The following is a 23,386-nucleotide window of genomic DNA, read 5'->3' as shown; positions in this document are numbered from 1 at the left end:
GGAGACCCAATAAGGTGTCACATGCTATGCAGCAGAACACCCAGCAGACTCAAGCTGAGGCCGAGACCGGACCGGCGATCCCGTCTCGTGCCAAAGTGTGGTGTCATCTCGGCATCCTAATGGCCGTGGCGATCGCGGTGTATATCACCCATTCGATCCTGCGGTTTAACGGCTACCACGCCAAAGGGTTCGACCTGGGAATTTTCGACCAGGCAGTACGCCAATACTCGTTGTTTAAGCCTCCAATCGTGCCGATTAAAGGCGATGGTTTCCACCTGCTCGGGGACCACTTCCACCCGATCCTGGCGCTACTATCTCCCTTCTACTGGATCTGGGACGACCCGCGCATGTTGGGGATCATCATGGCCCTGGCACTGGCCTCAACGGCGATTCCGGTCTATTTCTTCACCCGGCGCCGCAGCCACCACCACGTCTGTGCCTTAGTGGTCAGCACCGCATTGCTAGCGTTCTGGCCTTTCCAGGCCATGGTCAACTGGGACTTTCACGAAGTCACGCTCGGGGTGCCGGTCATTGCGTGGGTGATGTGGGCGCTGGATGCGCGCCGTTTCTGGCTGGCGTGCGGGCTGAGCCTGATCCTGCTCACTGTTCGGGAAGACATGGGGATCACGCTGGTCGCCATCGCCGTGGTCATGTTGTTTTATCGGGCCTGGTGGCAGGCTCTGGTCACCGCGGTGAGTGGCATGATCGGTTTCGTCGTGGTTTTACAGGTCGTGATCCCTTATTTCTCCCCCTCGGGAGAATTCTCGTATTGGGAATATACCGCCCTGGGTGAGGATCTGGGTTCCTCCTTGACCTTTATGCTCACCAACCCCTTGGAAACAATCGGCATCCTGTTTGATCATCCGCTAAAGATCGGGCTGTGGCTCCTTCACTTCGTGCCCCTGTTGCTCTTGCCGTTGTTATCGCCCATTACCCTGGCAGCAGCTCCGCTGTTACTTTCCCGGTTGTTCAATGACCGGTTAAACGTCTGGGCGCCGGTGTACCAGTACGACGCCATGCCCTCGGTGATTTTGATGCTGGCTGCCGTCGATGGGGCTTATCGACTTACTCGATGGGTCCGGACCTGGCCAGACAGCTCCCAGACACCTGGCACCAACCACCTCCCGAAGGACGCCACGGAGGCGACTACCGGTCAGCCCCGACCACGACCGGCTTCCGTGGTCGGTACGGTGGTGCTTGGCGTGAGCTTGGTCGGCACCGTGACCTTCCCGGCTGTCTTCCCGTTCCACCAGCTACTCACTGCTACGTACTGGATACCCAGCGAGAAAGCACAAGCCTTTGACCGCGCCGTATCAATGGTCCCCGACGACGTCTGTGTCGAAGCGGCCGACCATGCCGCCCCGCATCTGAGCACTCGCACCGCGGTGGGTCTCCACGGGACGTTGAACGACGACCGGTCGACCTGGATGATTATTGATGACGAGGTCGAGGAGCTGGGTGGCAACCACCCGCTGACCCCATCGCAAGCATTCGACCGGGCTGAACGGCTCGGCTTTGAGGTAGTTTGGGAGGATCAAGGTGTCTGGGTCCTTCACCGCGATCAGCCGGTTGACCCTGCCTGCTCGCAGTATCTGCACCGCTAATTCCACGACCGGTTGACAAGGAGGATCCATGGATGGTTTTGAGCTCTTCCGCACCTTACTAGTGGCCGTAGCGGTGGTGGGTGGTATCGCTCTGTTGGTGTTCGGCTGGAACATGATGGCCTCCCGGCTGTTGGGAGGTCGCAGTGAAGACCACGAGCTGACAGCTACGGAAGGAAACCACGCCGGTTTAGATGCGCAACGGCGTCTGGCGGAATTGCAACAGGAGCTCTTTGCCTTGCTGGCCTTGCCCGAGGGACCTGACCCCCGACACCCTGGTTCGAGCACCGAGGTGGTTTTCGACACCCCGGGCTGGGCCGATGAGTCCAGTCGGTTCGTCCGCGCTTTCCGAGCCAGCCAGTCAGCGTGCTATCAACGCTTCACCGAGCTCGCTCCAGAACCCGGTAGCCTGCAGGTGTCCTCACAGCAACTGGACGCCCTCGTCTCGGTGCTGGGCGAACTGACCGAAAACTTCCTCGAAATTGATCGAGCCATCAAACTCAGCGATACGGTTAGCGATTCCAACAACACCCAATTCATCCTGGACCGGCGTTGGGGTGCCCCACTGCGCCGGGATACTGTGGCGGACAACCAGCCAGAGCGTTTAGCAGAAAACCTGATGGTATATGTGGCCAGAAACTGGCCGGTGCATCAACGAATCATCCGTGATGACTTCACCGCCGCTGGCCTCGGCCAGGCCGAACAGAAAACCCTGGATTCCTTACTCAACAGGCTGGTGACCCACCAGCTTTTGGCCCGTGATCATGACGGGTTCATCTGGCCGGCTTCCACCCATCAACCCGACTGGGGCGTATTCCGCCAGCTCAGCATTGAGCAGCTGGCCGATCCTGACGCTGTACCGTTGATTGAGCTCGCCAATGCCGCCTGGGCTGGACTCGGCACCTGCGAGGACCAGCGCGCCACCACCAACCACCTGGTCGTCGCTACCGCCGAACAGCTCGGACTAACCGCCGAGGACCTGCACGCATCTCCCCAAGCCGAACAACGGGTGTGGGATGCCCTCGAGACCGGACTGGCCACCGACCGGTTAGCGACAGCCGGTCCGAACCAGATCAGGAGAGGACGCACCCAGTGGCCGGTGCTCTACCGGCGTCCGGTCACACCCCGGCATTCACGTTCCTAACACTGAACCTGCTGATCCTTATCCCGTGCTACACCGCGCCAATAGCTAATCCACGAATGGTCTCGCCGGGTGAGCAGACCGTGAGAGCCTGGTGGCAATCGAGGCAGAGGGAGACTGTGGTGCGCAAAGGGTGCGGGGGCTGTTTTGGACTGATCCTGCTGATTGTGTTGATCGTTCTGGCTAGCCGGGGTCAGCAAGGTATGGACCAACAACAAGAAAACCGCCGAGGCCACTTGAGTGAAGCGCCTCAGATGGTGGGGGCGCCGCCCGAGACGAGATGATTGAGGATCTCACCGAACGCTTTGAGGCGTTGCACCCGCACCCCGATTCCGGATGGTTCGTGGAGACGCGGCCTCACGCCGCCGAGTTCTACCGTCACGACCTTCACGCCCAGGAGATGTTCTGTGAACTCACCGACTCCTCGTCACCGCAGTATCCTCCCTCCGCTGACGATCCTCGCGCGTTGGGTGAACTGGTTCAGGAGAGCGAAGATGCCTCCCGCCACGCTGAGCGAGGTGTCCAGGGCTTCGAATGGACAGGGCCACCGCCCGCACCACATGACCGGGCCGGAACCCCCCGCTACATCTCCGCAGCACAACGAGCGCTCGACCCGCGCTGGGGCCAACCCGCCCGAGCCGAGGCTCCTCCAGCGGCGTCTGCCACACGAGTGAACACCTCGGTCTTCGAGCTGGTCACCACGCAATGGCCGCTGCAATGCACCACAGTTCACGTGGTGGAAGACCAGTATGGCGCTCTGTGGCCAAGCTGGGTGGATCGGCAAGCGTGGATCTGTCACCGCACCTTTTCCAGGACCGAGCGCCCCGAACAGCTGTGCGTGTGCCAGGCATCCCCATCCGGGAAATCGGCAACGCCCACTGGGCCGTCCTCGCCCAGGCCCCTGCAACGCAGAGGCTCTCGGCTGAGCAGTTGCTGGAGGCTACGTGGCATCGATTGGTGGGCACCGACGCCGTCATCAATTCCTCGATCACCGTCAGCCCAGACCACCACGCGCAAGACCGGCTCCAGCAAGGACTTCAAAACGCTATAGAAAACGACCGGGTCCAACGCACCGCTCACGGCAGGTTCATCGTGTCGGGTGTGTGTTGGCCGGTCACCTACCGACGTCCGTTCCGGGCACGGGCACGACCCGATGATGCCTGATGACGAGCCACATGAGCTTCAATAAGTCCCCCCACGTCTCACGTTGTCCTAGGAACCTTTTAGGCTACTTTCAGATAAGTCGCGCGGGATGCTGGACGTCAGCTATTCCATGAGTGAAAGCGAGTTGCGGTGAGCCAACAACAAGGTGGCGGGCTGGGGTGTTTGGGAGTGATTCTCCTGCTGGTCGTTCTGGGCCTGGCCATTGAATACTGGTACATAGTGGTCGGCATTATTGTGTTGCTGGTGGTTGGCTTTTTCGTGTTCTCGTCCCTAGCGGCAAGCGATCAAAGGCAACTGCAGGAAAAGCAAGATCGCATCGCCGCACGCAAAGAGCAGAACCAGCAGGAGGCCGAACGCCGTGAGCGCGCCGACAAGTTGCAAAGGATCACGGATCGTTTCACGGCCCTTGAAGCTCGATCAGCCTCCCAGATCCATCATTTGACAACCGAACCGGAGAACGCAGGCTGGCTAGTGGATTCCAACCCGCATGTGCAGGCGTTTCGGAGTCAATATCATCGCGCCCGGACCGAATTTTCTCGCCGTCTCAAGCCCTATTCGTCGATGTATCCACCTCGAGAGGACCAACTGACTCAGCTCGATGAGATGGTTACTGATCTTGAAGTGGCCTACGATCATGCCGATCGAGGGGTGCGGTTGTTCGGCTGGGGTGGTCCCGCGCCTGATTCCACCGACCTCGCCGCGGCGGCTCGCTACACGGCCGAGGCCCAACGGGTACTGGATTCTCGGTGGGATCAACCGGCCCTGATCGACCCTCCCGGTCCGTTCTCGGTGACTCGTTATGGAAAACTCGTGCATGAGGCAATCACACGCCACTGGCCCGTGTTGCGCGAGAGCGTTCACGACATTATGGCCGTCGCCGACTCAGCAGTCGTCAGACCCCATGTTCCCAGGGACACCGACGATGCTCTTGACACCCAGCTGGCCACCGGTCTCCTGGTGGAGGACCACAATGGGGCCTTGTGGCCGGCCTGGGTGGATCCCGACGAGTGGATTTGTCACCGCACTTTTCCCAACGATCACCACCCCGATTATCTGCCCTTGGTCCAGGCGCCGATCCGAGAAATTGCCAATGCCCACTGGGCGATGCTGGCCGAAGAGACCGAGGCTGGCGGGATGCCCGTCGATCAGCTCATCGAGGCTACCCTCCGCCGACTGCGTGGCCCCGATGCCGCCCCCGACAACAGTCCGCGGCTACAGGCCAGACTCCGCCGAGGTCTCGACGATGCACTGCTCAGTGGCCGGGTGCAACGAGAATCTGATGGACGGATCACCTTGTTGCGGGTGACGTGGCCTGCGACGTATCGACGCTCCCGTTTCGACGAGCGGGGCTGAGCACCCACCGATCTTCCGCAGCGTTGAAGTCTCCCCCACCTGGATCAATCGGTGAATTCTGGCTACCGTCACCGCGCAGTTCATCGCGTTGCGGACGCAGGATATTGCCGATGACTGACAAACAGATCCAGATCAGGGCAACCATGTGGGCGATAATGCCGGTGGCGTACCAGGCGGTGACCCACCAGTCGCCGAAGTCGCCACCGGAGGTGATCCGGGCCGATTCCATCCACACTCCGCCGAAGTGATATACCTCCGCGGCCTGCCAGATCCAAAACTGGGACTGTTTGGGCCGAGCCAGCACCACCAGAGGGATCAACCAGGTGACGAACTGCGGAGAGTAGACCTTTCCGAGCAGAATAAAGGCAGCCACGATCAACAGGCACAACTGAGCCATGCGGGGCCGGACCGGGGCACGCAAGCCCAAGACTAGGATTCCCACGCAACACAGGGCGAATAGGCCGTTGGAGATCAGCGAGAACGTCTCACCGGACCAGCCCGTGAAGTCCAGGGCCAACCACATCGAGGAGAAGGACACTTCACGATCGGAGGAGAAGGTGTAGAACCGCGACCATTGGTCGAAGGCTGTGAGCATAAATGGCAGGTTGACCGCCAGCCAGGTGATCGCTGCCGGGAAGATGACTTTGGCGAACACTCCGAGTTTGCCGGTACGGATCGCCAGCACCAGGATCGCGCCCAAGAAGAATAACGGGTAGAGCTTCATGGCCGTACCCAGCCCAATCAGCACCCCGGCGAGTACGTTCTGGTTCCGGGCAAAGGCCCACAGCGCCAGCGAGCCGAGCATCACCGCCCACAGATCCCAGTTAATGAACGCGGTCAGGATCATCGCAGGAGCAAGAGCTACCAACAGTGCGTCTTTGGGACGGTTGCGGGCGGTGTAGGCGGTGGCAATCACGGTGATGATCCAGCACACCGTGATCAGGGCGGCGTTGATGTCGAAGTAGGCCACGGTGCGTTCCAGCGTTGCGCCCTCACCGGGCACCATCCAGGCGGTGAGACCGGCGATGACCGCCAGCAGGGCCGGGTATTCCAGCCACTGGTCTTCGGGTAGTGGCGTGTAGAACGGGAACCAAGCTTCGGCCAGCCCGCGGGTGGGAAACAGTTGCGCGAAGTCCGAGTAACACATGTGGATGTGCGCATCCGGGGTCCCCCAGCCGTTGACACGACACCATTGTTTGGACAGCAACGCCAACACAGCCGCTACCAGGGTGACCAGCACCAGCACCACGAGCAGTCGGGGGGTGACTGCCGACCGGGGCACCGGGCGGCGTTCCGGGGTGCGTGTGGTGGAGTCAGTGGGTGCAGGCATAAGGGGTTAGTCTTTCTCGAGGTGTCGTAGCGTGGTGGCATCTCGGTCGCGTTGCGGCGGGAAGGCTTGTGAGGTGGCCGGATCCCAGAATAGCAACCCCGCCATCCCGATGACACCGATGACGCCGGTGATCACCCGCACCAGCAGGATGGGAATCCATTCGGCCACCGACACCTGATCGACCACGCCGATGACCACCAGCACCATGATGAGTAGGTACAGCATCCAGGACCAGCGCGGATGCCACAGCCGGACCACGGCGAATAGCGGCAGCACCCACAGCAGGTACCAGGGCTGGATGATCGGTGCCAGCAGAATGGAGACGATCAGCGCGATACCGGTGGAAATCACCGGGTGGGTCACCGAGCGCTTCAGCGCCAGGTAGGCCACCACCACAGCAGAGATCACGGTACCCAGCGTGTAGACCACGTCGGCGACCGGGCGGATACCGGTCTGGGCCAGCGCGTCGGTGATCCAGCCGATACCCAGGCCGAGCAACCCGAAGGGCGCATAGGGGAAGGCAGCGTCACCAGCGGTGGTCATGGCCGGGATCCAGCCAAACCACAGCCCGGAGATCCAGCCGAAGACGGTCATCACCGCACCGACCACGACCGCGCAGAGTCCCCAGGCGAGTATCCGTTGCCGATAGCTGACCTCGCGCTGGTCATGTGGGTCGGGTCGACAGAGCATCATCCCGGCGAAGGGCAGGGCCAGAATTGTCAGAGGTTTGATGCCAATCGAACAGGCGATCAGTACCAGCCCCACCACGGTGCGCAGCCACCAGCCGGTCGTGGGCCGGTAACTGCCTAACAGCAGGAACCCGGCCAACAGCAGCCCCAGCATCAACGAGTCGTTGTGGACTCCAGCCACCAAGTAGAGACTGACCAGTGGGTTGAGTACGCTGACCCACAACGCCCAGTCGGGGCGGGCGCCGAATCGGCGAGACAGCTCAATCACGGTGTACCAGCACAGAAACAGCCCGGCGATCGAGACCACGCGGAACAGCAGGACCGCGATTTCCGGGACCTGGCCGGAGACAAAGGTGATGCCTTGTGCCAGTAGCAGAAACAGGGGCCCATACGGTGAGGGGGATTCGGCCCAAATGGAGTCGGCGCCTTGACTAAACCACCCGGGTAGCGTGGATACCCCGGTCTCATAGGGGCTCCACCCGGAGTGCAACACCTGCCCTTGGGCAATATAGGAGTAAACGTCACGGGAGAAGATCGGGAAGGTGAAGATCAGCGGAAGCGTCCAGAGCACCATGGCTCGGGTCAGCACCCGATAGCGGGCGTGTTCCAGTCGGGCGGGCGCCCCAGGTTCAGGCTCGGGGTTTATCCCGCGGTAGCGGGTGTGCGGCAATCGCAAATCTTGCCCAAGGCATAACCAACAGCGAACCAGTAACAGTGAGGCGGTGACCAGCACGATGGCGCAGGTGAGCACCCCGGCGGTTTCCACACGCAGGGGGTTGAGCACCGTGGAGTGGGCGAACCAGGAGAATTGGGAGCTGGGGAGCCACCCCACGCCCCAGGAGGAGACCATGATGGCCAGGGAAGCGATCAGCCCGGTCAGCAGGTGACGGCGTGGTTCAGGATGGGCCAAACGCAACAACCGACGGTGGAACCAGATGCCCAGAGTCATTGATCAGCACCACTCCGATCAGGTTCGCGCGAAATCGGTGGCCTGTCCGGGGTGCGGGTGATCCGCCAGAACGCCAGGTCGCTGGCGCGTAGGGTCCGCAGGCGACGCCAGGTGTTTTTCAACCCGTCACGCACGTGCCAGTCTTCTTTCATCATGCGGGAGGTCAGCGGGTCCAGTAGCAGAATCCAGATGATGCAGATCCAGGACACCGCGGTAGATAGGTGGGGCATGAATTCCCCGACGGTGAGGAATTGCCAAATGAACAGCTGGTCAGCGGCACCGAAGGCAAGGAAGAAGGCGACGATCACGATGACCAGCTTCAGTTGCCAGTTGCCTTTGATGCCCACCACCACGAACAGGGGCAACAACCACAACACGTACCAGGGCTGGACGATCGGTGAAAGCAACACGATAGTGGCAAACGCCCAGGTGGTCCGTTGCAACAGCTGGGATTGTCGGCCGGTGAACATCAGAATCAGCACGATGATGACCGAGGCAATGCGACCGATGAGTTTCAGCACGTCCAGCACCCAGTCGCTGGGGATACCCAGGGCGTTGAGGGGAGTGCGGATCATATCGTAGGTGAAACCAATCGGCGACCACGGGACCGAGCCCGTGCCGGTCTCGGCCATCACCGATACCCAGCCGAAACCGTAGCCGTTGATGAGTCCAACAGCCACCAGCACGGCGAGAGCGATCGCCAAGGTCAGGGCCCAGTAGCCGAATTTGCGCACCCACCCCGGATTGCGTCCGGCCCACCACAGGCCAATAAAGGGTAGCAACACCACCGTGATGGGCTTAATGCCGATCGAGGCGACCACCAGCAGCACCGCGATCAGTCCGCGCCCGCGCACCGCGTAGTAGATCCCAGCGACCGCGAAGCCCACCATCAACGCGTCATTATGAGCCGAGGAGACGAAAGAAATAATAAAGAGCGGATTGGCTGCTGAGATCCACTGGGCCCGAGCCGGGTCCACACCATAGTGGGCTGCCAATGTGGGCACGTAGTACATGATCAAGGCCACGCCGGCGACAGCAACCACGCGGAAGAGCAGGATTGCCAGATCGGGGCTGTCCACACCGCTGAGGGCCATGATGCCGGCGGCAATCCATAAGAAGATGGGACCATAGGGTGTGGCGTCTTCAGCCCAGGTGGTGTCGGTGCCCAGTTGGAACCAGTTCGACAGGTTGGAAATGCCCTCTTCATAGGGGTCTCCCCCGGAGAGCACCAGCCGTCCTTGATTTACATACGCGAAGATATCGCGGGAGAAGATGGGCAGACAGAGTAGCTGTGGCAGGATCCACAGGGTGGTAATGATGGTCACCGGGGCCAGGGAGCCGGCGGGAAACCGGTAGAACCCTTGCTGAGACGAGACGCGCCGACGCAGCACAATCCCTAGTCGCAACCAGGCCCAGAACATCACCCAACATCCCAGCGTAAGGAGCAACGTTCCGATCGCCACGCCGTGATTGGTCGCGCGCAACGGGGTGAGCACCTGCCACTGATTTAACGGTGAGGCCGCTGCCAGCCAGCCGACTGCATAGGACCCGAGCATCACCATCGCGGAGCCCACGACACCAACCACTGCCGCGATCACCAGCGAGGGTGAGAGCGCCCGGCGGGGTTGCTCCGAGGCGGTGGATACCTCAGTGGTGGTCATGTTCGTCCTTTTGATGGCAACCGGGGTACCCGGCCGGTGGAGTGGGCAACGGCCGCACCCACAGCTGTTCATCGGGTGTCATCGTGCTAATTCGGTGCATAATCTATCATCGTTAGCGGAGAGTACGGTGGAAGACACCAACACTGCCGGACTGTTGTTCCTGGCGGTGGAAGCATGTGAAATCAATCTGTCAGGGAGACACGAATGTCCGAGAAGACCCCCGTGGAGAATGCCAACCGCAATCTGGTGTGGATCGATTGTGAAATGACCGGGTTAGACCCGGATGTGGACACACTGGTGGAAGTTGCGGTACTAGTCACGGACTCGGAACTGAATATTCTGGGCGACGGGGTCGATGTCGTGATTAAGCCCTCAGAGGCAGCGGTGACTCAGATGAATGATTTTGTTACCCAGATGCACACCTCCACCGGTTTGATCAACGAGTGGGAACAGGGCATGAACCTGCAGGACGCCTCCGCTGTGGTCATGGACTACATCACCACCCACTGCCCCACCCCGCGCACCGCGCTACTGGCCGGCAATACCGTGGGCCAGGACAAATTGTTTTTGACCAAAGAAATGCCTGCGGTCACCGACCACCTGCATTACCGGATCGTCGATGTCTCCTCGATCAAAGAACTGGCCAAACGCTGGTTTGTTGATGCCTATGAGAATGCCCCGGAAAAATCGGGCAACCACCGTGCCCTGGGAGATATCGTCGACTCCATTAATGAGTTGCGCTATTACCGAGATACGATCATGGTCCCCTCCCCCGGCCCCACCGCAGCGCAAGCCCAAAAAATTGCCGGTGAGTTGGAGCTCTATCAGACCGCTGACTACGCCCGTTAACGCCCTCTTTACCGCATGTTGTTCCCGATTGGGTGTCAACGAGAAAGCAGGGTATAGTTACTAGGCGTTGCCCAGCAGACTATGACACATCATGCGCTGGTGGGCAGGGCCTTATGGTGGGTATAGCTCAGCTGGTAGAGCGTCTGGTTGTGGTCCAGAAGGTCGCGGGTTCGAGCCCCGTTACTCACCCGGAAATATCGTCCCGTGAACTCTTCCGTTCGAAAGTTCACGGGACTTTTTTCATCCCCGGCTACCCGGTCTTGCCGAGTCATCGGGGCGCCAAACCCCACCATTAGACCGGTCTGGGTCAGGAGTAGACTAGACTCGAATCTCAGCACAGCCCTGATCAGTGGCGCTGTTTTCGTGACCTCAGGAGCAGTCATGGCATCGAGCACTCAACGTGTCGCCTCGTTGGTATCCCACCGTGTGATCGGTTGCGTGCTCGCGGTGATCGCTGGGCTCACCTTGAGTAGTTGTTGGTCTGACTCCACCGATGAGACCTGTTCTAAGGTGCTGGAGTTTCAGTCTGTCCAGTCCCAGACCCACGGTGATGCCATCTCCGATAACACCACCGTCAGTGACCAGATGACCGAGGAATGGAACCAAGCCACCGATAAGACCAGCGATGATCGACTCGCTGAGGCGATGCGCGTGTATGCGCCAGCATTTACCCAACAGGTCTCGACCATGGCCGGTGAATCACCCGATGCCGTCCCGGATGTCGATTTATCGAACCCAGATATTCAGCAGGCCGCGGCCACCCTCGACGAGATCTGCGGTACGAGCTGGAGTCTTGACGAGTCATCAACCTCCCCGTAGGAAATATCACGAAAGGCTGACTACCCGATGTCTATTGTTGTCATCAATGCGCTGACCGTACCTGACGAAGCTCGCGCAACTCTCGAACAGCGTTTTGCTGCTCGCAAACATGCTGTCGACCAAGCACCCGGTTTTGAAGGCTTCAAATTGTTACGCCCTACTGCCGGCGAAGACCGTTATTTTGTCTTCACCCAATGGGCTTCCCGTCAGGACTTTGAACACTGGCGCGACCACGGTGCAGCTGCCGCACATGCCCATGACGATTCCGAACAGGGCGAGCGTGCCAAACCGGCCGCCCAAAGTGCTGAGCTTCTCGAGTTTGAGATCGTCGACCTCTAGAGATCACTCTAGAGCTAAGGAGTAATTTTTCGTGGCCACTATCCGTCCTATCACCATTCACGGTGATCCTGTCCTCCACCGTCGTGCCACTGAGGTCACCGAGATCACCCCGGAGATCGTCACGCTCGTTCAGGACATGCACCTCACCCAGCGGGTTGCCAATGGCGTTGGCTTAGCCGCACCGCAAGTTGGGGTCGGGCTACGAATCTTTACCTGGGGCTACGAGGACACCGCAGGGGTAGCACCCACCCACGGCGAAGTGATCAACCCTGTGCTGACTGTGCTGGGCAAAATTTCGGAGGAAGAACCCGACCGCACCGAGGATACCGAGGGTTGCCTGTCGGTCCCCGGGCTGGGATTCCCCTTGCAGCGTTCAGATCATGTCCGCCTGCAAGGTTTTACCGTCAACGGTGATGCGCTCGATTTCGAGGCCACCGGTTGGTTTGCCCGCATTATGCAGCATGAATTCGACCACCTCAACGGCACGCTGTATGTCAACCGGTTGAATAAGCGCTGGTCGAAAAGGTGGAAGAAAGAGCTGAAAAAACACGGCTGGACTACCGAAGGTCGCACCTGGTTGCCAGGAAACGATCAGGATCCTTTCGGCCACGAGGTAGACGCCGAGGCCCTGGCCGAAGCGGAGGATACACCAAACAGTCGGCAAGATTCCTAGCCACCAACGCACAGCCCCCGGCCACGTCCTTCTGTTGGGACGGGTTCGGGGGCTGTGGTGTTCGCTGTCCTGATGCCTCGGTTGGGCGGTCCTAGTCGCGAGCCGGAAGCACTGGCAGGGATTCACCGGCCATCTTCTCAATGACGCGGATGACCTGAGAAGAGTATCCAAACTCGTTGTCGTACCAGACGTAGAGCACCAAGTGGGTGCCGTTATTGACGATGGTGGACAGACCATCAACTACGCCGGCACGCTCGGACCCCACAAAGTCGGTGGAGACGACCTCTGGAGAGTTGGTGTAGTCAATCTGGCTACGCATCGCACCGGTCAGTGACTCTTGGCGCAAGCGGGAGTTGATCTCATCGACCGAGGTCGGCTTGTTGAGTTCCAGGTTCAAAATAGCCATCGAGACATCCGGGACCGGAACACGGATGGCATTACCCGATAATCTGCCCTTCAACTCGGGCAGAGCCTTGGCCACTGCTTTCGCCGCGCCGGTTTCGGTCAGCACCATATTTAGGCCTGCCGAGCGACCGCGACGGGAGCCCTTGTGGAAGTTATCGGTGAGGTTCTGGTCGTTGGTATAGGCGTGCACGGTTTCGACGTGGCCGTGGTCAATGCCGTACTCGTCCTGGATAACCTTCAGCACCGGAGTGATGCCGTTGGTCGTGCAAGATGCGGCGGAGACGATCGTGTCGTCGGGCCGAATATCAGTGTGGTTCACACCGTAGACGATGTTTTTAATATCGCCCTTACCCGGTGCAGTCAGGAGCACCTTGGCGCTCCCCCGAGCAGCCAAGTGCTTGCTCAGGCCTTCTTCGTCACGCCAACGCCCGGTGTTATCGACCACGATGGCCTCGGAGATGCCGTAGGCGGTGTAGTCCACCTCGGCCGGATCGGAGGCGTAGATGACCTGGATGCGCGTGCCATTGGCGGTGATGGTGTTGGAGTCCTCATCCACCACGACCGAACCGTTGAACGGTCCGTGAATGGAGTCGCGGCGCAACAGGGAAGCGCGTTTGATCAAGTCGTCATCGGTGTTGCGACGCACCACAATGGCGCGCAGCCGCAAACCGGTTCCGCCACCGGCGTGGGAGAGTAGAATCCGGGCCAGCAGGCGACCGATCCGGCCGAAACCGTAGAGCACCACATCGGTTTCTTCCCCCACCCCGGCACCGTTGCCGTCGACAATGTCAGCTAGTGCGGTGCGCAAGAACTCTTCGGGGTCGTTCACGCCCGAGGACCGCCAGTCACGTACCAACAGGGCGAGGTCCAACTTGGCCGCACCCAGGTTCAACTGAGTAGCTGCCTGTAGCAGGGGGAAGGTTTCAGCAATGGGAAGTTCGGCTTCATCGACCTGCCGGGCAAAACGGTGGGCACGGATAACGTCGATGACCGACTTGTGAACCAGCGTGCGTCCATGAATGTTGGTGACAACATTGTGGTCGCGGTAGAGCTGGCCGATCAGCGGGATCATCCGCTCTGCCAGTTCTTCTCGCTGTCCCCACTTGTCTTCGGCCTGTTTAATCTCAGCGGTGTGATCTGCCACTGGGTGTTCATCCTCTCTGGCGAAGGCAATGCCCCGACGACATCCTTGTCGCAGGGCGGGCTGCTACGGATGGCTCCAAACGTCCTTTCATTCTAACCACGACTAGCCGGTGGGCAGGGACATCACACGGCGGAGCAATGGCTCACACCGCCGATTCGTAGGCAGGCTGGTCCGGACAGGTCTGCAGAATATTCTCCAATGCCTGTCGTTCTTCCGCGGTGACCCACAGCTCATATTTGGCTTTGACCGAGATCTGTCGGCCGGCATACTCGCAGTGGCTTTCCGGATCCGGAGGCAACCATTCAGAGGCGTCGCTATTAGATTTGGCAGTATTTACCGGACCGGAGACGGCTTCAAGGTTCAACGGGTCGTTAGCAAACCGGTGGCGCTGGTCTTCAGACAGTTCTTGGGCGCCTTTTTGCCAGGCGTCTGATAGCGCAACGACGTGATCAATTTGTACCTGCGAGGAGGTGTCCTCGCCACGCTGGAAGGTCAGGGTTTGACCGGTGTACAGGTCCTCAAGCACCCCGCTGTCTACCACGCAGTCATCGGTGCCACTGCGGTAGGTGACGTTTTGGAGATCACGGGCCAGAATTTCATTGCGGGTACTACACCCATCACCGTCGAGGTCCAGCCAGCCATCACCAAAGTATTCGCGCTGATATTCAGCGGAGAAGTCACGGTCCCCGGTCTCCAGGTGATCAAGGAGCTCTTCAGCAGTGCGGTCTTGGGCATCCACCTCGGTCAATGTGGACTGGTCGGGAAACAGCCCGAAGACCACGAGCAGCCCCATCAACACCAGGGCGGCCACCACGACGGTCCCGGTCGTGCGCCGGGAAGACTTCCGCCGGCGGCTCGCGCTACGCCCGATGCCTGGCGACCTGCGATGTCCTCTGTGGTGATGGGACCGAGAGCCGAGGCGAGACCGCGACTTTCCACGCCGAGGATAAGGTGCCTGCACAGCCGCGTCCTCCTTTAAGACCCTAACGATGTGGGAGATATTCACCGGCAGGTGGCCACCGGTGCTGACGATCAGTGGGATGGACCGGCGATAAGCCGGATCCTGTGCCGTGGGCTCGTTGCCAAGCCCACGGTAACGGTCATCCATCTAGGTCAGACTGCATTGCTGCAGGACTCTAGCAACCAACCCGGGTGCGTCTCGCGGGCCACAAGTTGGCACCCTACTTGGTTTTGCACCGGATGGGGTTTACCAAGCCGTTGCTGTCACCAGCAACGCTGGTGGTCTCTTACACCACCGTTTCACCCTTACCCAACAGGGGCGGTTTACTTTCTGTTGCACTAGCCTGCGGGTTACCCCGAGTGGGCGTTACCCACCATCCTGCCCTACGGTGTCCGGACTTTCCTCGACTCACGTCGCTGAGCCGCGACCGTTTGCCGGACCATCCCGGACAGCTAGTCTAGCGTTCCCGGCGGTCACCCTCAGGCCATAAGAACAACTGTTGTTTACATCGCCACGACTTGTCGGTCACCGGGAGTTTGGTCTCTGCCGTTTAGAGTGGGACTAATGCTAGTGCTTTTGCCCCCTTCAGAAGGAAAGAATTACCCAGAGAAAGGTCGCCCGATCTCTTGGGATTCTTTGGTGTTCCCGCAACTGAACGGAGAGCGCCACACCATGATGGGAAATCTGGCGACAGCCTCCTCGTTGCCGACGGTCTACGATGAGCTTGGGGTGTCCCGAAAACTCAGCAATGAGGTGGCCGCCAACCAGCACCTGAATATTGCACCCGCCGCACCAGCGCACCAGATTTATACCGGAGTGCTCTATGAAGCATTCGATTATGCCTCCCTGACGCCGGCGGCCAAACGGCGCGCTCGGCAGAAAGTTTTGGTTTTCTCTGGTCTGTTCGGCGTCACCGGGATTGCCGATAGAATTCCGGCCTACCGGATGTCTGTATCCGCCAAACTGCACACCGTGGGCACGACCGCTAAGTGGTGGCGCCCCAAAATGGCACCGTGGCTGGACCAACGCGCCACCCACGATGGCCCGATCGTGGATTGTCGATCCGGTGGTTATCAGAAAATGTGGGAAGCCCCGCACCCCATCACATTGACCGTCAATGTTTTCCAGATGCGTGGTGGCACCCCGAAGACTGTCTCCCACGCGGCAAAGTACACCCGTGGCCGGATTGCCCGAGCCTTAGTCGAGGCCGATGCTCGCTCCACGCGCTCCTTGGACAAGGTGCTCGACGTGGTCAAAGAAGCCGGCCGTAGCGGTGGTGAAGACCGCTGGGACGTGGAAATGGTGCGCCCCCAAGCCTCTCGGGGCGGCTCGTTGCAGGTCATTTTGCCTGAAGACTAGCTCCGACTACTCCGTCGCTACGCCTCGTCGCGAATAAGGATGACGCCGGTCTCTGGATCATAGGCCAGCTGGTCGGCGGGCGTATTGTCAATCGCTGCGAGTTCTACCGGCGACAGTGTCATGCCACTGGCCGAGGTATTGCCGTCTAACCGCATAACACCGATTCCTGCGTTACGCTGGGCAATGTCTTGGTAGTGAGCCACCAACTCCTCCGGCAGGCTCCCAACCAGTTCAGCCCGTGCTGCCGTTAGTCGTTTGCCCTCGGTAGCGATCTGGCCCATCTGGTCTTTCAGTCGCACCGCGAGCTCTTCGAGGTTTTGCTTCAGATACTGACGCTGTTGTTGGCAGGCGGAGATCTCGGCATCCACCCCGGCCACAGCCTCACGGGCAGCACCGGTGGCCGCTTCCGCCTGCGCCAGATCGGCTTCCACCGAGGATTTCTGCGCCAAGATCGCATTCAACTGGTGGGAGTTCGCCGCGTTCTCTTCTGCTTGCCCGCTCAACGTCTTCACCCGCCGGTCAAGGGATGCTTCGGTTGACTGTGCGTCAGCCAGGCGGAGACCGGCGTCCTCCCGTTGACGGTTGAGGTGTTGGAGTTGATCGGTGAACTTCTCGTACTGGTCTTTGCCTTGCTGGTAATCAGGGTCTTTCTTCAGCTGAGCCAGGCGCTGTTTCGCTGTGGCAATCTGGGTGTCGAAGGCCTGCAGGTCGAGAAGTCGTCGTTGGGTTTCGGGGTCGTAGCGTGCCACTGGCATCGCGCCATTCCTTTCGATCCGTACACTGTCCGCGTCGCTTGTAGTCTCGTGTCTTCTCGTCGGGTCTATTGTGGTGTGATCAGTTTCAACCGGCGGTGATCACAAAGTCCCAGGGGTCGGTATTCAGTGCTGAGACACCAGTGTCAACCGTCCAGCCATGCTCGGCCAACCCGCGCTGTAGGGCCTGTGCGGCTGCCGGCAAGAACAGCCATTCGGAGGCGAAATGGGAGACGTCGACCAGATAGGGTCGGTCGCCTTCTAGTGCTGCCCGTTCCCGGGCTTCACTGGCTGGATGGTGGCGCAAATCAGCGGTGACATATACATCAGCGTGATGGGCACGCACCTGGTCGAATAACGAGTCTCCGGCCCCACCGGTCACCGCCACGGTGCGGACCACACCGTTGCGGTCGCCGGCCACCCTCACTCCGGGCGCGACCGCGGGCAGAGCAGAAAACACCCGGGCGGCAAAGTCCTCCAGGCGCAATGGGTGGGGCAACGTCCCAACTCGACCCATCCCCTCACCGTTGACTGATTGTCCCTTCTCGGCCGGTGCCAGTGGCACCACATGCTGCAGGCCCAGAATCTCGGCCATCACATCGGAGACCCCGCCGACCGCAGAATCGGCGTTGGTATGAACGGTAATCAGTGCACACCCACCCTCGATCAGAGTGTGCACGACTTTGCCCTTAAATTGGTCCGCTGCCACCGAGTGCACCGCTTTGAGCAACAACGGGTGATGGGTAATCAACAGATCGGCTCCGGCCTCTACAGCCTCATCGACCACCGCTTGCACCGGATCAACGGCCCAATGAATTCGCCGCACGGGTTGTTCAACTCGGCCGGTCACCACTCCGGAAGCATCCCAGGGTTCGGCCAGTGATAACGGCCAGAGTTCTTCCATCACCTCGATCACCTCGCGCAAGGTGGGAGTTCGGTGGTATCCGTGCTGTTGGGTGGAGGCATCGGTCGCTGACGAGAGTGTGGAATCGGCCATGTCTCTATTGTCTCGCAGTCAGGGAATGAATTCACCCCCGTAGCACGCTATACCTGGCGTGATGGATCAGAACTTCGACACGAACGCGACACCGCAGACCCGTGAGCTCATCATGGCTGGGGGCTGTTTTTGGTGTCAGGACGCCATTTATCGCAAGACCCGGGGTATTACCGCAGTGGAAAGTGGCTACACCGGTGGCTACGTAGACCATCCCAGCTATCGGCAGGTCTGCAGTGGCACCACCGGGCACGCCGAGGCGGTAAAGGTCCGCTTTGACCCCCAGGTAATCGATGTGGGGGTGGTCCTCGATATCTTTTTCGCCTCGCACAATCCGACGAGTCTGAACAGACAAGGTGGGGATGTCGGCCCACAGTATCGTTCTGCGGTCTTCCCCCGCACCGCGCAAGACCGCCAGGATTTTGCAGACGCGATCGACCGACACCAGCAGCTCTGGGATGCTCCGATTGTGACCACCATCGAACCGGCGGGGCACTGGTGGCCAGCCGAAGATGAGCATCAGGACTTTTATCACAAACACCCCGCCATGGGGTATTGCCAGGTGGTCATTAACCCAAAACTGTCCCGAATCCGCAAAGATTACGCTTCGTGGCTGATCGACTGATGGCTTGCCGAGTGATCTTCTACGCTTAAGTAAGGAAAGACTAACCCGTTGCCCGCGGTGAAAGAAAGGATGGCAACACCCATGGCACTACTGAATAATATTACCGAAGCTGTTGGTCACACCCCCTTGGTCAAGCTCAACCGCTTGGACCAGGACTTGCCTGGCAATGTGGCGGCCAAGGTGGAGTTCTACAACCCAGCTAATTCAGTCAAGGACCGTATTGGTGTCGCGATCATCAACGCTGCCGAGAAGTCCGGCGAGCTTCGCCCGGGTGGCATCGTTGTGGAAGGTACGTCCGGGAACACCGGTATCGCTCTGGCGATGGTTGGGGCAGCTCGTGGCTACCGTGTCATTCTCACCATGCCCGAAACCATGTCGGCTGAGCGTCGGGTGATGTTGCGCGCCTATGGTGCAGAAATCGTACTCACCCCCGGTGCCGATGGGATGCGCGGCGCCGTCGAAAAGGCCCAACAGATCGTGGCCGAGTCTGATAACGCCATCTGGGCTCGCCAGTTCGCCAACGAAGCCAACGTGCAGGCACACTATGACACCACCGGGCCGGAGCTGTGGGAAGACTCCGACGGCGCTATTGATGTGCTGGTCTCCGGTATCGGTACCGGTGGCACCTTGACCGGTGCTGGGCGCTATCTGCGCGAGCAGAAGCCGGAGCTGAAGATCGTGGCCGTCGAGCCAGCAGATTCGCCGATCCTTTCCGGCGGCAAGCCCGGCCCGCACAAGATCCAGGGTATCGGGGCGAACTTCGTCCCCGAGGTGCTCGACACCGAACTGTACAACGAGGTCTACGCCGCCACGTTGGAGGAATCCGTCAAGGCTGCCCGTGACCTCGGTACCCAAGAAGGCATTCTGGGCGGTATTTCCGCTGGTGCCATCATCTCGGCTGCGCTGGCTGAGGCCGCCAAGTCCGACAACGAGGGCAAGCTGATCGTGGCGATCATCCCCGACTTCGGTGAGCGCTACATTTCCACCGTGCTGTACGAAGACATTCGCGGCTAACTGGCTGGGGTAGGCCAGTACGCGCTCAGCAAGCCCAGAAGAGCGCTGCAGGCCCCCGCCCAGGTCACCTAGGACCGGCGGGGGTCTTTTTTGTCTCGTGACGTTTCAGAGTGGAATATGACACTAAACTCACGTGTTGTTGATAGATGCCTGACCCCGTTCGCGGTCAGCAGATGATGGAAACTCGCACCGAAAGGCTGAGCTCAGTGGGCTTTCTCTCACGTATTACCCGTCGCGTTGTCGAAGATATCCAGGCGGTCAAGGACCATGACCCCGCGGCTCGGGGCTCCGTTGAAGTCGCGTTGGCCTATTCGGGGCTCCATGCCATATGGATGCACCGTCTTGCCCATAAAGCCTGGCAACACGAGCACCTGAAACTTCCTGCTCGCCTGCTGTCCCAAATCAACCGGGCGCTGACCGGTATCGAGATTCACCCGGGGGCCACGATTGGTCGGCGGTTTTTTATCGACCACGGCATGGGCGTGGTGATTGGCGAAACCACGGAGATCGGTGACGATGTGATGCTGTATCACGGTGTGACGCTTGGTGGACAGTCCTTGGAGAAGGTCAAGCGCCACCCCACGTTGCATGACGGTGTCGTCGTCGGTGCTGGCGCTAAGATCCTCGGCCCGGTGGAGATTGGGGCGGGCACTGCGGTGGGTGCTAACGCGGTGGTCGTCAAAGATACTCCCGATAATGCCATTGCCACCGGTGTACCGGCCACCGCGCGTATTCGGAAGTCACCGCAGGAAAATAAGCCGGCCGTCGACCCGGCAGAGTACGTCGACCCGGCCCTGTGGATCTAAGGACCTTGCCCTAGGCTCGGGCCCCAGCCGTCTGCGTGTCCGGGATCCACCGGGCTAACCACATCGTGAGCATTCCGGCAGCGGGAACCACCAGCAGCGCCCAGCGTAGCTCGCTGACCTCGGCGAGTGCACCGACCACCGGTGGGGTGATGAGAAAGCCAATCCGCATCAGCCAGGACACCAGGGTGAGGCCGGTTCCTTCGGGTAAGCCCGGGATACGGTGGGCTTGATCGTAGGCGCCGGGGACCAGAGCCGCGGAGCCGTAGCCGGCGATGCCGACTCCCAGGATGGTGCCCCAGACCGATGGGAACAGCAACGCGACACCGAGCCCGAGCCCGATCAATGCACCACCCAGGCTGAGGATGGGGCGTAGCCCGAAGCGGTCAATCAGCGGGTCGGCGACCAACCGGCCCATCAGTTGGCCGGTGATCAGCGTGGTGAACCCCATAGTTGCCACGATGGGGCTGGTGCCACGTTCCTCGAAGAGATACAGGGCCGCCCAGGAGTTCCCGACGTCTTCAACCATGGTCCCGGTGTTGCCGATCAAGACCAGCACCAGCAGGAATCCAAGGCTCGACCAGCGGATCGGCAGGCGGCAACGTTTCCCCGGTGTCGGGTGACTCTCGACGGATACCTGCCCGGGTGCAGTGCCGGTGTGTTGGCGTGGGAGCATCCACCACCAGGCCCCAACAGCCGCCAGCGTGAACATCGCCCCGGAGAGGCTCAGGTGTACCGGTAGCGGGAGGGTGAGCCCCACTGCCCCGGCTGCCATGACCCCACCCAGCACCCCACCCAGCGACCAGACCGCGTGCAAGGAATTGATGATGGACCGGTGGTATCCGGCTTGGACACGCAAGGCGTGCTCATTTTGGGAAACATCGGCCACCGCATCAGCGCCACCGGCAATCAGCAGACACAGCATGAGCACCCAGAGGCTGGGGGCCAAGCTCGCTCCGAGCAGACCAACAGCCACCAGTGCGGTAAAGACCGCGGCAATCAGCCCGGACCCGAAAGCCCGCACGAGCCGGGCGGCCAGGAGTCCGAACAGGATCGCTCCGGCGGGAAACGCGGCGACGGCAATACCGAAGACCCCGTCGCTGAGTCCTAGCGAGTCTTTGATCTCCGGGTAGCGTGGCAACAGGTTGGCGAACAGGGCCCCGTTGGTCAGAAACAACACGGCGGTGGCGGCCCGTGCGCGCCGGTAAGGTGCAGGCGGTGTGTGGCTACTGCTCAATCTCGCAACGGTCCTGGGACCACAGGGTATGGAAGGACCCGTGGCGGTCGACGCGCTGATAGGTGTGGGCGCCAAAGTAGTCGCGCAAGCCCTGAGTCAGTGCCGCTGGCAGTCGCTCGGCGCGCATCTGGTCGTACCAGGCCAGGGCCGAGGAGAACACCGGGACCGGCACACCCGCCGCCACACCGGTGGCGACCACACGACGCCAGGCCGGAAGAGTTGCGGTGATCGCTTCGGTGAACTTCGGGGCGAACAACAGGTTTGCCGGGTAGTCCCCGGCTCCGGAATTCTGCGGATCGGGGTGCCGGGTCACATCGCGTCCGCCATAGGCTTGCATGATCTCGTCGAGCAACCGGGCGCGAATGATGCAACCATTCCGCCACAGCGAGGCGATGGTGCCAATATCCAATGGCCAGTCGTAGGTGGCTGCCGCGGTGGTGAGCATATCGATGCCTTGGGCATAGGACACCAGCTTGGAGGCATATAGTGCCTGGGCCACATCGTCGATGAAAGCCTCCCGGTCGTCAATGGTCACCGGTTCAGCCCCGGCCGAGAGAAGCTGCTGGGCTTGGGCTCGTACCTGACGCTGTGACGAGACGGTACGGGCGAAGACGGACTCAGCGATCGCGGCGACTCCCGAGCCAATGTCCAGCCCAGAGATCGCGGTCCAGCGACCGGTGCCCTTTTGTCCCGCACTGTCAACGATGACATCCACCAGGGGCTTGTCAGTGGTGGCATCGATGTGGCCCAGAACCTGGGCGGTGATATCGATCAGGTAGGACTCCAGTTGGGTGGTGTTCCACGTGGCGAAAATCTCGGCCTGTTCTGCCGGTGAGATGCCGGCGACCTGGCGCATCAAATCATAGGCCTCACCGATAACCTGCATATCGGCGTATTCGATCCCGTTGTGCACCATCTTCACGTAGTGGCCGGCCCCATTGGGGCCGATCCAGGCACAACACGGGTCGCCCTGGAAGTCAGCGGCAATGTCTTCGAGCATCGGGCCCAGGCTCTGGTAGGAGGCCGGGGAGCCACCGGGCATGATGGCCGGACCGTTCAGCGCGCCGTCTTCCCCACCGGAAACGCCGACCCCCACGAAGTGCAGGCCCCGCTCAGCCAGGGCCTGTTCGCGACGGATGGTGTCCGGGTAGTGGGAGTTGCCACCGTCGATCACCACATCCCCGGGCTCCAGGAGTTCAGCTAGCTCTGCGATCACGGCATCCACCGCAGCGGCAGCGACCATGACCAGCACCCGACGGGGGCGCTTCAGCTCAGCGACCAGCTCGGCCAGGGTTTCGGTCCCCACAAACTCGCCCTCGTCACCGTGCTCGGCGAGCAACGACTCGGTGCGTTCGGCGGATCGGTTGTGGACGGCGACCACATAACCGTGGCGAGCGAAGTTGCGGGCAAGGTTGGCACCCATCACTGCCAGACCGGTGACCGCAATATCGGCGCGTGGCTCTGGGGAGGACTCGGTGGCTGTCTCGGTGGGTTCCGCACTCATCGAAAGGATCCTTTCCTGGC

General features: G+C 60.7%; 21 protein-coding genes, 1 tRNA gene and 1 other RNA gene. 13 read left to right on the top strand and 10 right to left on the bottom strand.

From position 1 onward, the window contains the following. Positions 1-14: 14 nt before the first annotated feature. From QDX22_RS01510 to QDX22_RS01495, 4 genes are all read left to right on the top strand, one after another. Positions 15-1,604 (top strand): DUF2079 domain-containing protein, encoded by a 1,590-nt coding sequence (locus QDX22_RS01510; protein WP_279723930.1) that lies wholly within the window; start codon positions 15-17, stop codon positions 1,602-1,604. Between the two features lie 28 nt (positions 1,605-1,632). Next, on the top strand, positions 1,633-2,745 hold the full coding sequence (locus tag QDX22_RS01505) for a hypothetical protein (protein ID WP_110110046.1): 1,113 nt from the start codon (positions 1,633-1,635) through the stop codon (positions 2,743-2,745). A gap of 277 nt (positions 2,746-3,022) precedes the next feature. Beyond that, complete coding sequence (locus QDX22_RS01500; protein ID WP_279717922.1) at positions 3,023-3,793, top strand: hypothetical protein; 771 nt, start codon at positions 3,023-3,025, stop codon at positions 3,791-3,793. A 242-nt stretch (positions 3,794-4,035) separates the two neighbouring features. Next, entirely contained in the window at positions 4,036-5,259 is a 1,224-nt protein-coding gene (locus tag QDX22_RS01495; RefSeq protein WP_279673782.1) for a hypothetical protein, read from the top strand. On the opposite strand, the gene QDX22_RS01490 is transcribed toward QDX22_RS01495, so the two are convergent. From QDX22_RS01490 to mptB (QDX22_RS01480), 3 genes are read right to left on the bottom strand one after another with little or no spacing between them, the layout of a single operon-like run. Further along, on the bottom strand, positions 5,195-6,589 hold the full coding sequence (locus tag QDX22_RS01490) for a glycosyltransferase family 87 protein (protein ID WP_279717921.1): 1,395 nt from the start codon (positions 6,587-6,589) through the stop codon (positions 5,195-5,197). The two genes, QDX22_RS01495 and QDX22_RS01490, sit on opposite strands and share 65 nt — an antisense overlap. Positions 6,590-6,595: 6 nt before the next feature. Then, a complete protein-coding gene (mptB, locus tag QDX22_RS01485) occupies positions 6,596-8,227 on the bottom strand; it encodes a polyprenol phosphomannose-dependent alpha 1,6 mannosyltransferase MptB (RefSeq protein ID WP_279717920.1) in 1,632 nt (543 codons plus the stop codon). Further along, positions 8,224-9,888, bottom strand: a complete 1,665-nt coding sequence (mptB, locus tag QDX22_RS01480) for a polyprenol phosphomannose-dependent alpha 1,6 mannosyltransferase MptB (RefSeq protein ID WP_110099512.1) — start codon at positions 9,886-9,888, stop codon at positions 8,224-8,226. The genes mptB (QDX22_RS01485) and mptB (QDX22_RS01480) overlap by 4 nt, the downstream gene beginning before the upstream one ends. A 204-nt stretch (positions 9,889-10,092) precedes the next feature. On the opposite strand from mptB (QDX22_RS01480), the gene orn reads away from it, so the two are divergent. From orn to def, 5 genes are all read left to right on the top strand, one after another. Beyond that, positions 10,093-10,737 carry an oligoribonuclease gene (gene orn, locus QDX22_RS01475; RefSeq protein WP_279673778.1) on the top strand — a complete coding sequence of 215 codons (645 nt, stop codon included), beginning with the start codon at positions 10,093-10,095 and terminating at the stop codon, positions 10,735-10,737. Positions 10,738-10,853: 116 nt separating this feature from the next. After that, positions 10,854-10,926, top strand: a tRNA-His gene (locus QDX22_RS01470). 192 nt (positions 10,927-11,118) lie between these two features. Beyond that, positions 11,119-11,556, top strand: a complete 438-nt coding sequence (locus tag QDX22_RS01465) for a hypothetical protein (RefSeq protein ID WP_110099510.1) — start codon at positions 11,119-11,121, stop codon at positions 11,554-11,556. A 27-nt stretch (positions 11,557-11,583) separates the two neighbouring features. Beyond that, positions 11,584-11,895, top strand: a complete 312-nt coding sequence (locus QDX22_RS01460) for an antibiotic biosynthesis monooxygenase family protein (protein WP_279674982.1) — start codon at positions 11,584-11,586, stop codon at positions 11,893-11,895. A gap of 31 nt (positions 11,896-11,926) precedes the next feature. Then, positions 11,927-12,568: a peptide deformylase gene (def, locus tag QDX22_RS01455; protein WP_110099508.1), complete on the top strand. Its 642-nt coding sequence runs from the start codon at positions 11,927-11,929 to the stop codon at positions 12,566-12,568. Between the two features lie 91 nt (positions 12,569-12,659). Here the strand turns inward: def and QDX22_RS01450 are convergent, their stop codons facing one another. From QDX22_RS01450 to rnpB, 3 genes are all read right to left on the bottom strand, one after another. After that, positions 12,660-14,045: a glyceraldehyde-3-phosphate dehydrogenase gene (locus tag QDX22_RS01450; protein WP_425248478.1), complete on the bottom strand. Its 1,386-nt coding sequence runs from the start codon at positions 14,043-14,045 to the stop codon at positions 12,660-12,662. Between the two features lie 214 nt (positions 14,046-14,259). Further along, the gene (locus QDX22_RS01445) at positions 14,260-15,078 is read right to left on the bottom strand and encodes an HNH endonuclease family protein (RefSeq protein ID WP_244924634.1); all 819 of its coding nucleotides are present in this window, start codon (positions 15,076-15,078) and stop codon (positions 14,260-14,262) included. A 75-nt stretch (positions 15,079-15,153) separates the two neighbouring features. Next, positions 15,154-15,521: RNase P RNA component class A (gene rnpB / locus QDX22_RS01440), an RNA gene on the bottom strand. A 121-nt stretch (positions 15,522-15,642) separates the two neighbouring features. Between rnpB and QDX22_RS01435 the strand changes: the two genes are divergently transcribed. Continuing rightward, entirely contained in the window at positions 15,643-16,437 is a 795-nt protein-coding gene (locus tag QDX22_RS01435) for a YaaA family protein (protein WP_110100368.1), read from the top strand. Between the two features lie 17 nt (positions 16,438-16,454). Here the strand turns inward: QDX22_RS01435 and QDX22_RS01430 are convergent, their stop codons facing one another. Together QDX22_RS01430 and QDX22_RS01425 are read right to left on the bottom strand one after the other, a co-directional pair. After that, on the bottom strand, positions 16,455-17,192 hold the full coding sequence (locus QDX22_RS01430; protein WP_279717918.1) for a zinc ribbon domain-containing protein: 738 nt from the start codon (positions 17,190-17,192) through the stop codon (positions 16,455-16,457). 85 nt (positions 17,193-17,277) lie between these two features. After that, positions 17,278-18,186 (bottom strand): Nif3-like dinuclear metal center hexameric protein, encoded by a 909-nt coding sequence (locus QDX22_RS01425; RefSeq protein WP_279717917.1) that lies wholly within the window; start codon positions 18,184-18,186, stop codon positions 17,278-17,280. Between the two features lie 61 nt (positions 18,187-18,247). Here QDX22_RS01425 and msrA point away from each other — a divergent pair, with 61 nt between their 5' ends. The 3 genes from msrA (at position 18,248) to epsC (ending at position 20,628) form a co-directional block, all read left to right on the top strand. Beyond that, positions 18,248-18,808: a peptide-methionine (S)-S-oxide reductase MsrA gene (gene msrA, locus QDX22_RS01420; RefSeq protein WP_110099504.1), complete on the top strand. Its 561-nt coding sequence runs from the start codon at positions 18,248-18,250 to the stop codon at positions 18,806-18,808. An 81-nt stretch (positions 18,809-18,889) separates the two neighbouring features. Continuing rightward, entirely contained in the window at positions 18,890-19,822 is a 933-nt protein-coding gene (gene cysK, locus QDX22_RS01415) for a cysteine synthase A (protein WP_110099503.1), read from the top strand. A gap of 176 nt (positions 19,823-19,998) precedes the next feature. Then, positions 19,999-20,628 (top strand): serine O-acetyltransferase EpsC, encoded by a 630-nt coding sequence (gene epsC, locus QDX22_RS01410; RefSeq protein ID WP_110099528.1) that lies wholly within the window; start codon positions 19,999-20,001, stop codon positions 20,626-20,628. A gap of 10 nt (positions 20,629-20,638) precedes the next feature. On the opposite strand, the gene QDX22_RS01405 is transcribed toward epsC, so the two are convergent. Beyond that, entirely contained in the window at positions 20,639-21,862 is a 1,224-nt protein-coding gene (locus tag QDX22_RS01405) for an MFS transporter (RefSeq protein WP_279717916.1), read from the bottom strand. Beyond that, positions 21,852-23,366 carry an NADP-dependent phosphogluconate dehydrogenase gene (gene gndA, locus QDX22_RS01400; protein ID WP_279717915.1) on the bottom strand — a complete coding sequence of 505 codons (1,515 nt, stop codon included), beginning with the start codon at positions 23,364-23,366 and terminating at the stop codon, positions 21,852-21,854. The genes QDX22_RS01405 and gndA overlap by 11 nt, the downstream gene beginning before the upstream one ends. Between the last annotated feature and the right edge of the window lie 20 nt (positions 23,367-23,386).

This window comes from Auritidibacter ignavus (genome assembly GCF_029853775.1).
GTDB lineage: Bacteria > Actinomycetota > Actinomycetes > Actinomycetales > Micrococcaceae > Auritidibacter > Auritidibacter ignavus.
Note: the sequence above shows the minus strand (reverse complement) of the source record. Positions and strands in the feature narration are given on the sequence as shown.

What these genes read in the sequence shown, in the direction of transcription:
- QDX22_RS01465 (WP_110099510.1), top strand. Translation starts at nt 11,119, where the DNA reads ATGGCATCGAGCACTCAACGTGTCGCCTCGTTGGTATCCCACCGTGTG.
- msrA (WP_110099504.1), top strand. Translation starts at nt 18,248, where the DNA reads ATGGATCAGAACTTCGACACGAACGCGACACCGCAGACCCGTGAGCTC.
- epsC (WP_110099528.1), top strand. Translation starts at nt 19,999, where the DNA reads ATGGAAACTCGCACCGAAAGGCTGAGCTCAGTGGGCTTTCTCTCACGT.
- cysK (WP_110099503.1), top strand. Translation starts at nt 18,890, where the DNA reads ATGGCACTACTGAATAATATTACCGAAGCTGTTGGTCACACCCCCTTG.
- QDX22_RS01500 (WP_279717922.1), top strand. Translation starts at nt 3,023, where the DNA reads ATGATTGAGGATCTCACCGAACGCTTTGAGGCGTTGCACCCGCACCCC.
- QDX22_RS01505 (WP_110110046.1), top strand. Translation starts at nt 1,633, where the DNA reads ATGGATGGTTTTGAGCTCTTCCGCACCTTACTAGTGGCCGTAGCGGTG.
- orn (WP_279673778.1), top strand. Translation starts at nt 10,093, where the DNA reads ATGTCCGAGAAGACCCCCGTGGAGAATGCCAACCGCAATCTGGTGTGG.
- QDX22_RS01460 (WP_279674982.1), top strand. Translation starts at nt 11,584, where the DNA reads ATGTCTATTGTTGTCATCAATGCGCTGACCGTACCTGACGAAGCTCGC.
- gndA (WP_279717915.1), bottom strand. Translation starts at nt 23,366, where the DNA reads ATGAGTGCGGAACCCACCGAGACAGCCACCGAGTCCTCCCCAGAGCCA.
- QDX22_RS01450 (WP_425248478.1), bottom strand. Translation starts at nt 14,045, where the DNA reads ATGATCCCGCTGATCGGCCAGCTCTACCGCGACCACAATGTTGTCACC.
- QDX22_RS01490 (WP_279717921.1), bottom strand. Translation starts at nt 6,589, where the DNA reads ATGCCTGCACCCACTGACTCCACCACACGCACCCCGGAACGCCGCCCG.
- mptB (WP_279717920.1), bottom strand. Translation starts at nt 8,227, where the DNA reads ATGACTCTGGGCATCTGGTTCCACCGTCGGTTGTTGCGTTTGGCCCAT.
- QDX22_RS01435 (WP_110100368.1), top strand. Translation starts at nt 15,643, where the DNA reads ATGCTAGTGCTTTTGCCCCCTTCAGAAGGAAAGAATTACCCAGAGAAA.
- mptB (WP_110099512.1), bottom strand. Translation starts at nt 9,888, where the DNA reads ATGACCACCACTGAGGTATCCACCGCCTCGGAGCAACCCCGCCGGGCG.
- QDX22_RS01425 (WP_279717917.1), bottom strand. Translation starts at nt 18,186, where the DNA reads ATGGCCGATTCCACACTCTCGTCAGCGACCGATGCCTCCACCCAACAG.
- QDX22_RS01430 (WP_279717918.1), bottom strand. Translation starts at nt 17,192, where the DNA reads ATGCCAGTGGCACGCTACGACCCCGAAACCCAACGACGACTTCTCGAC.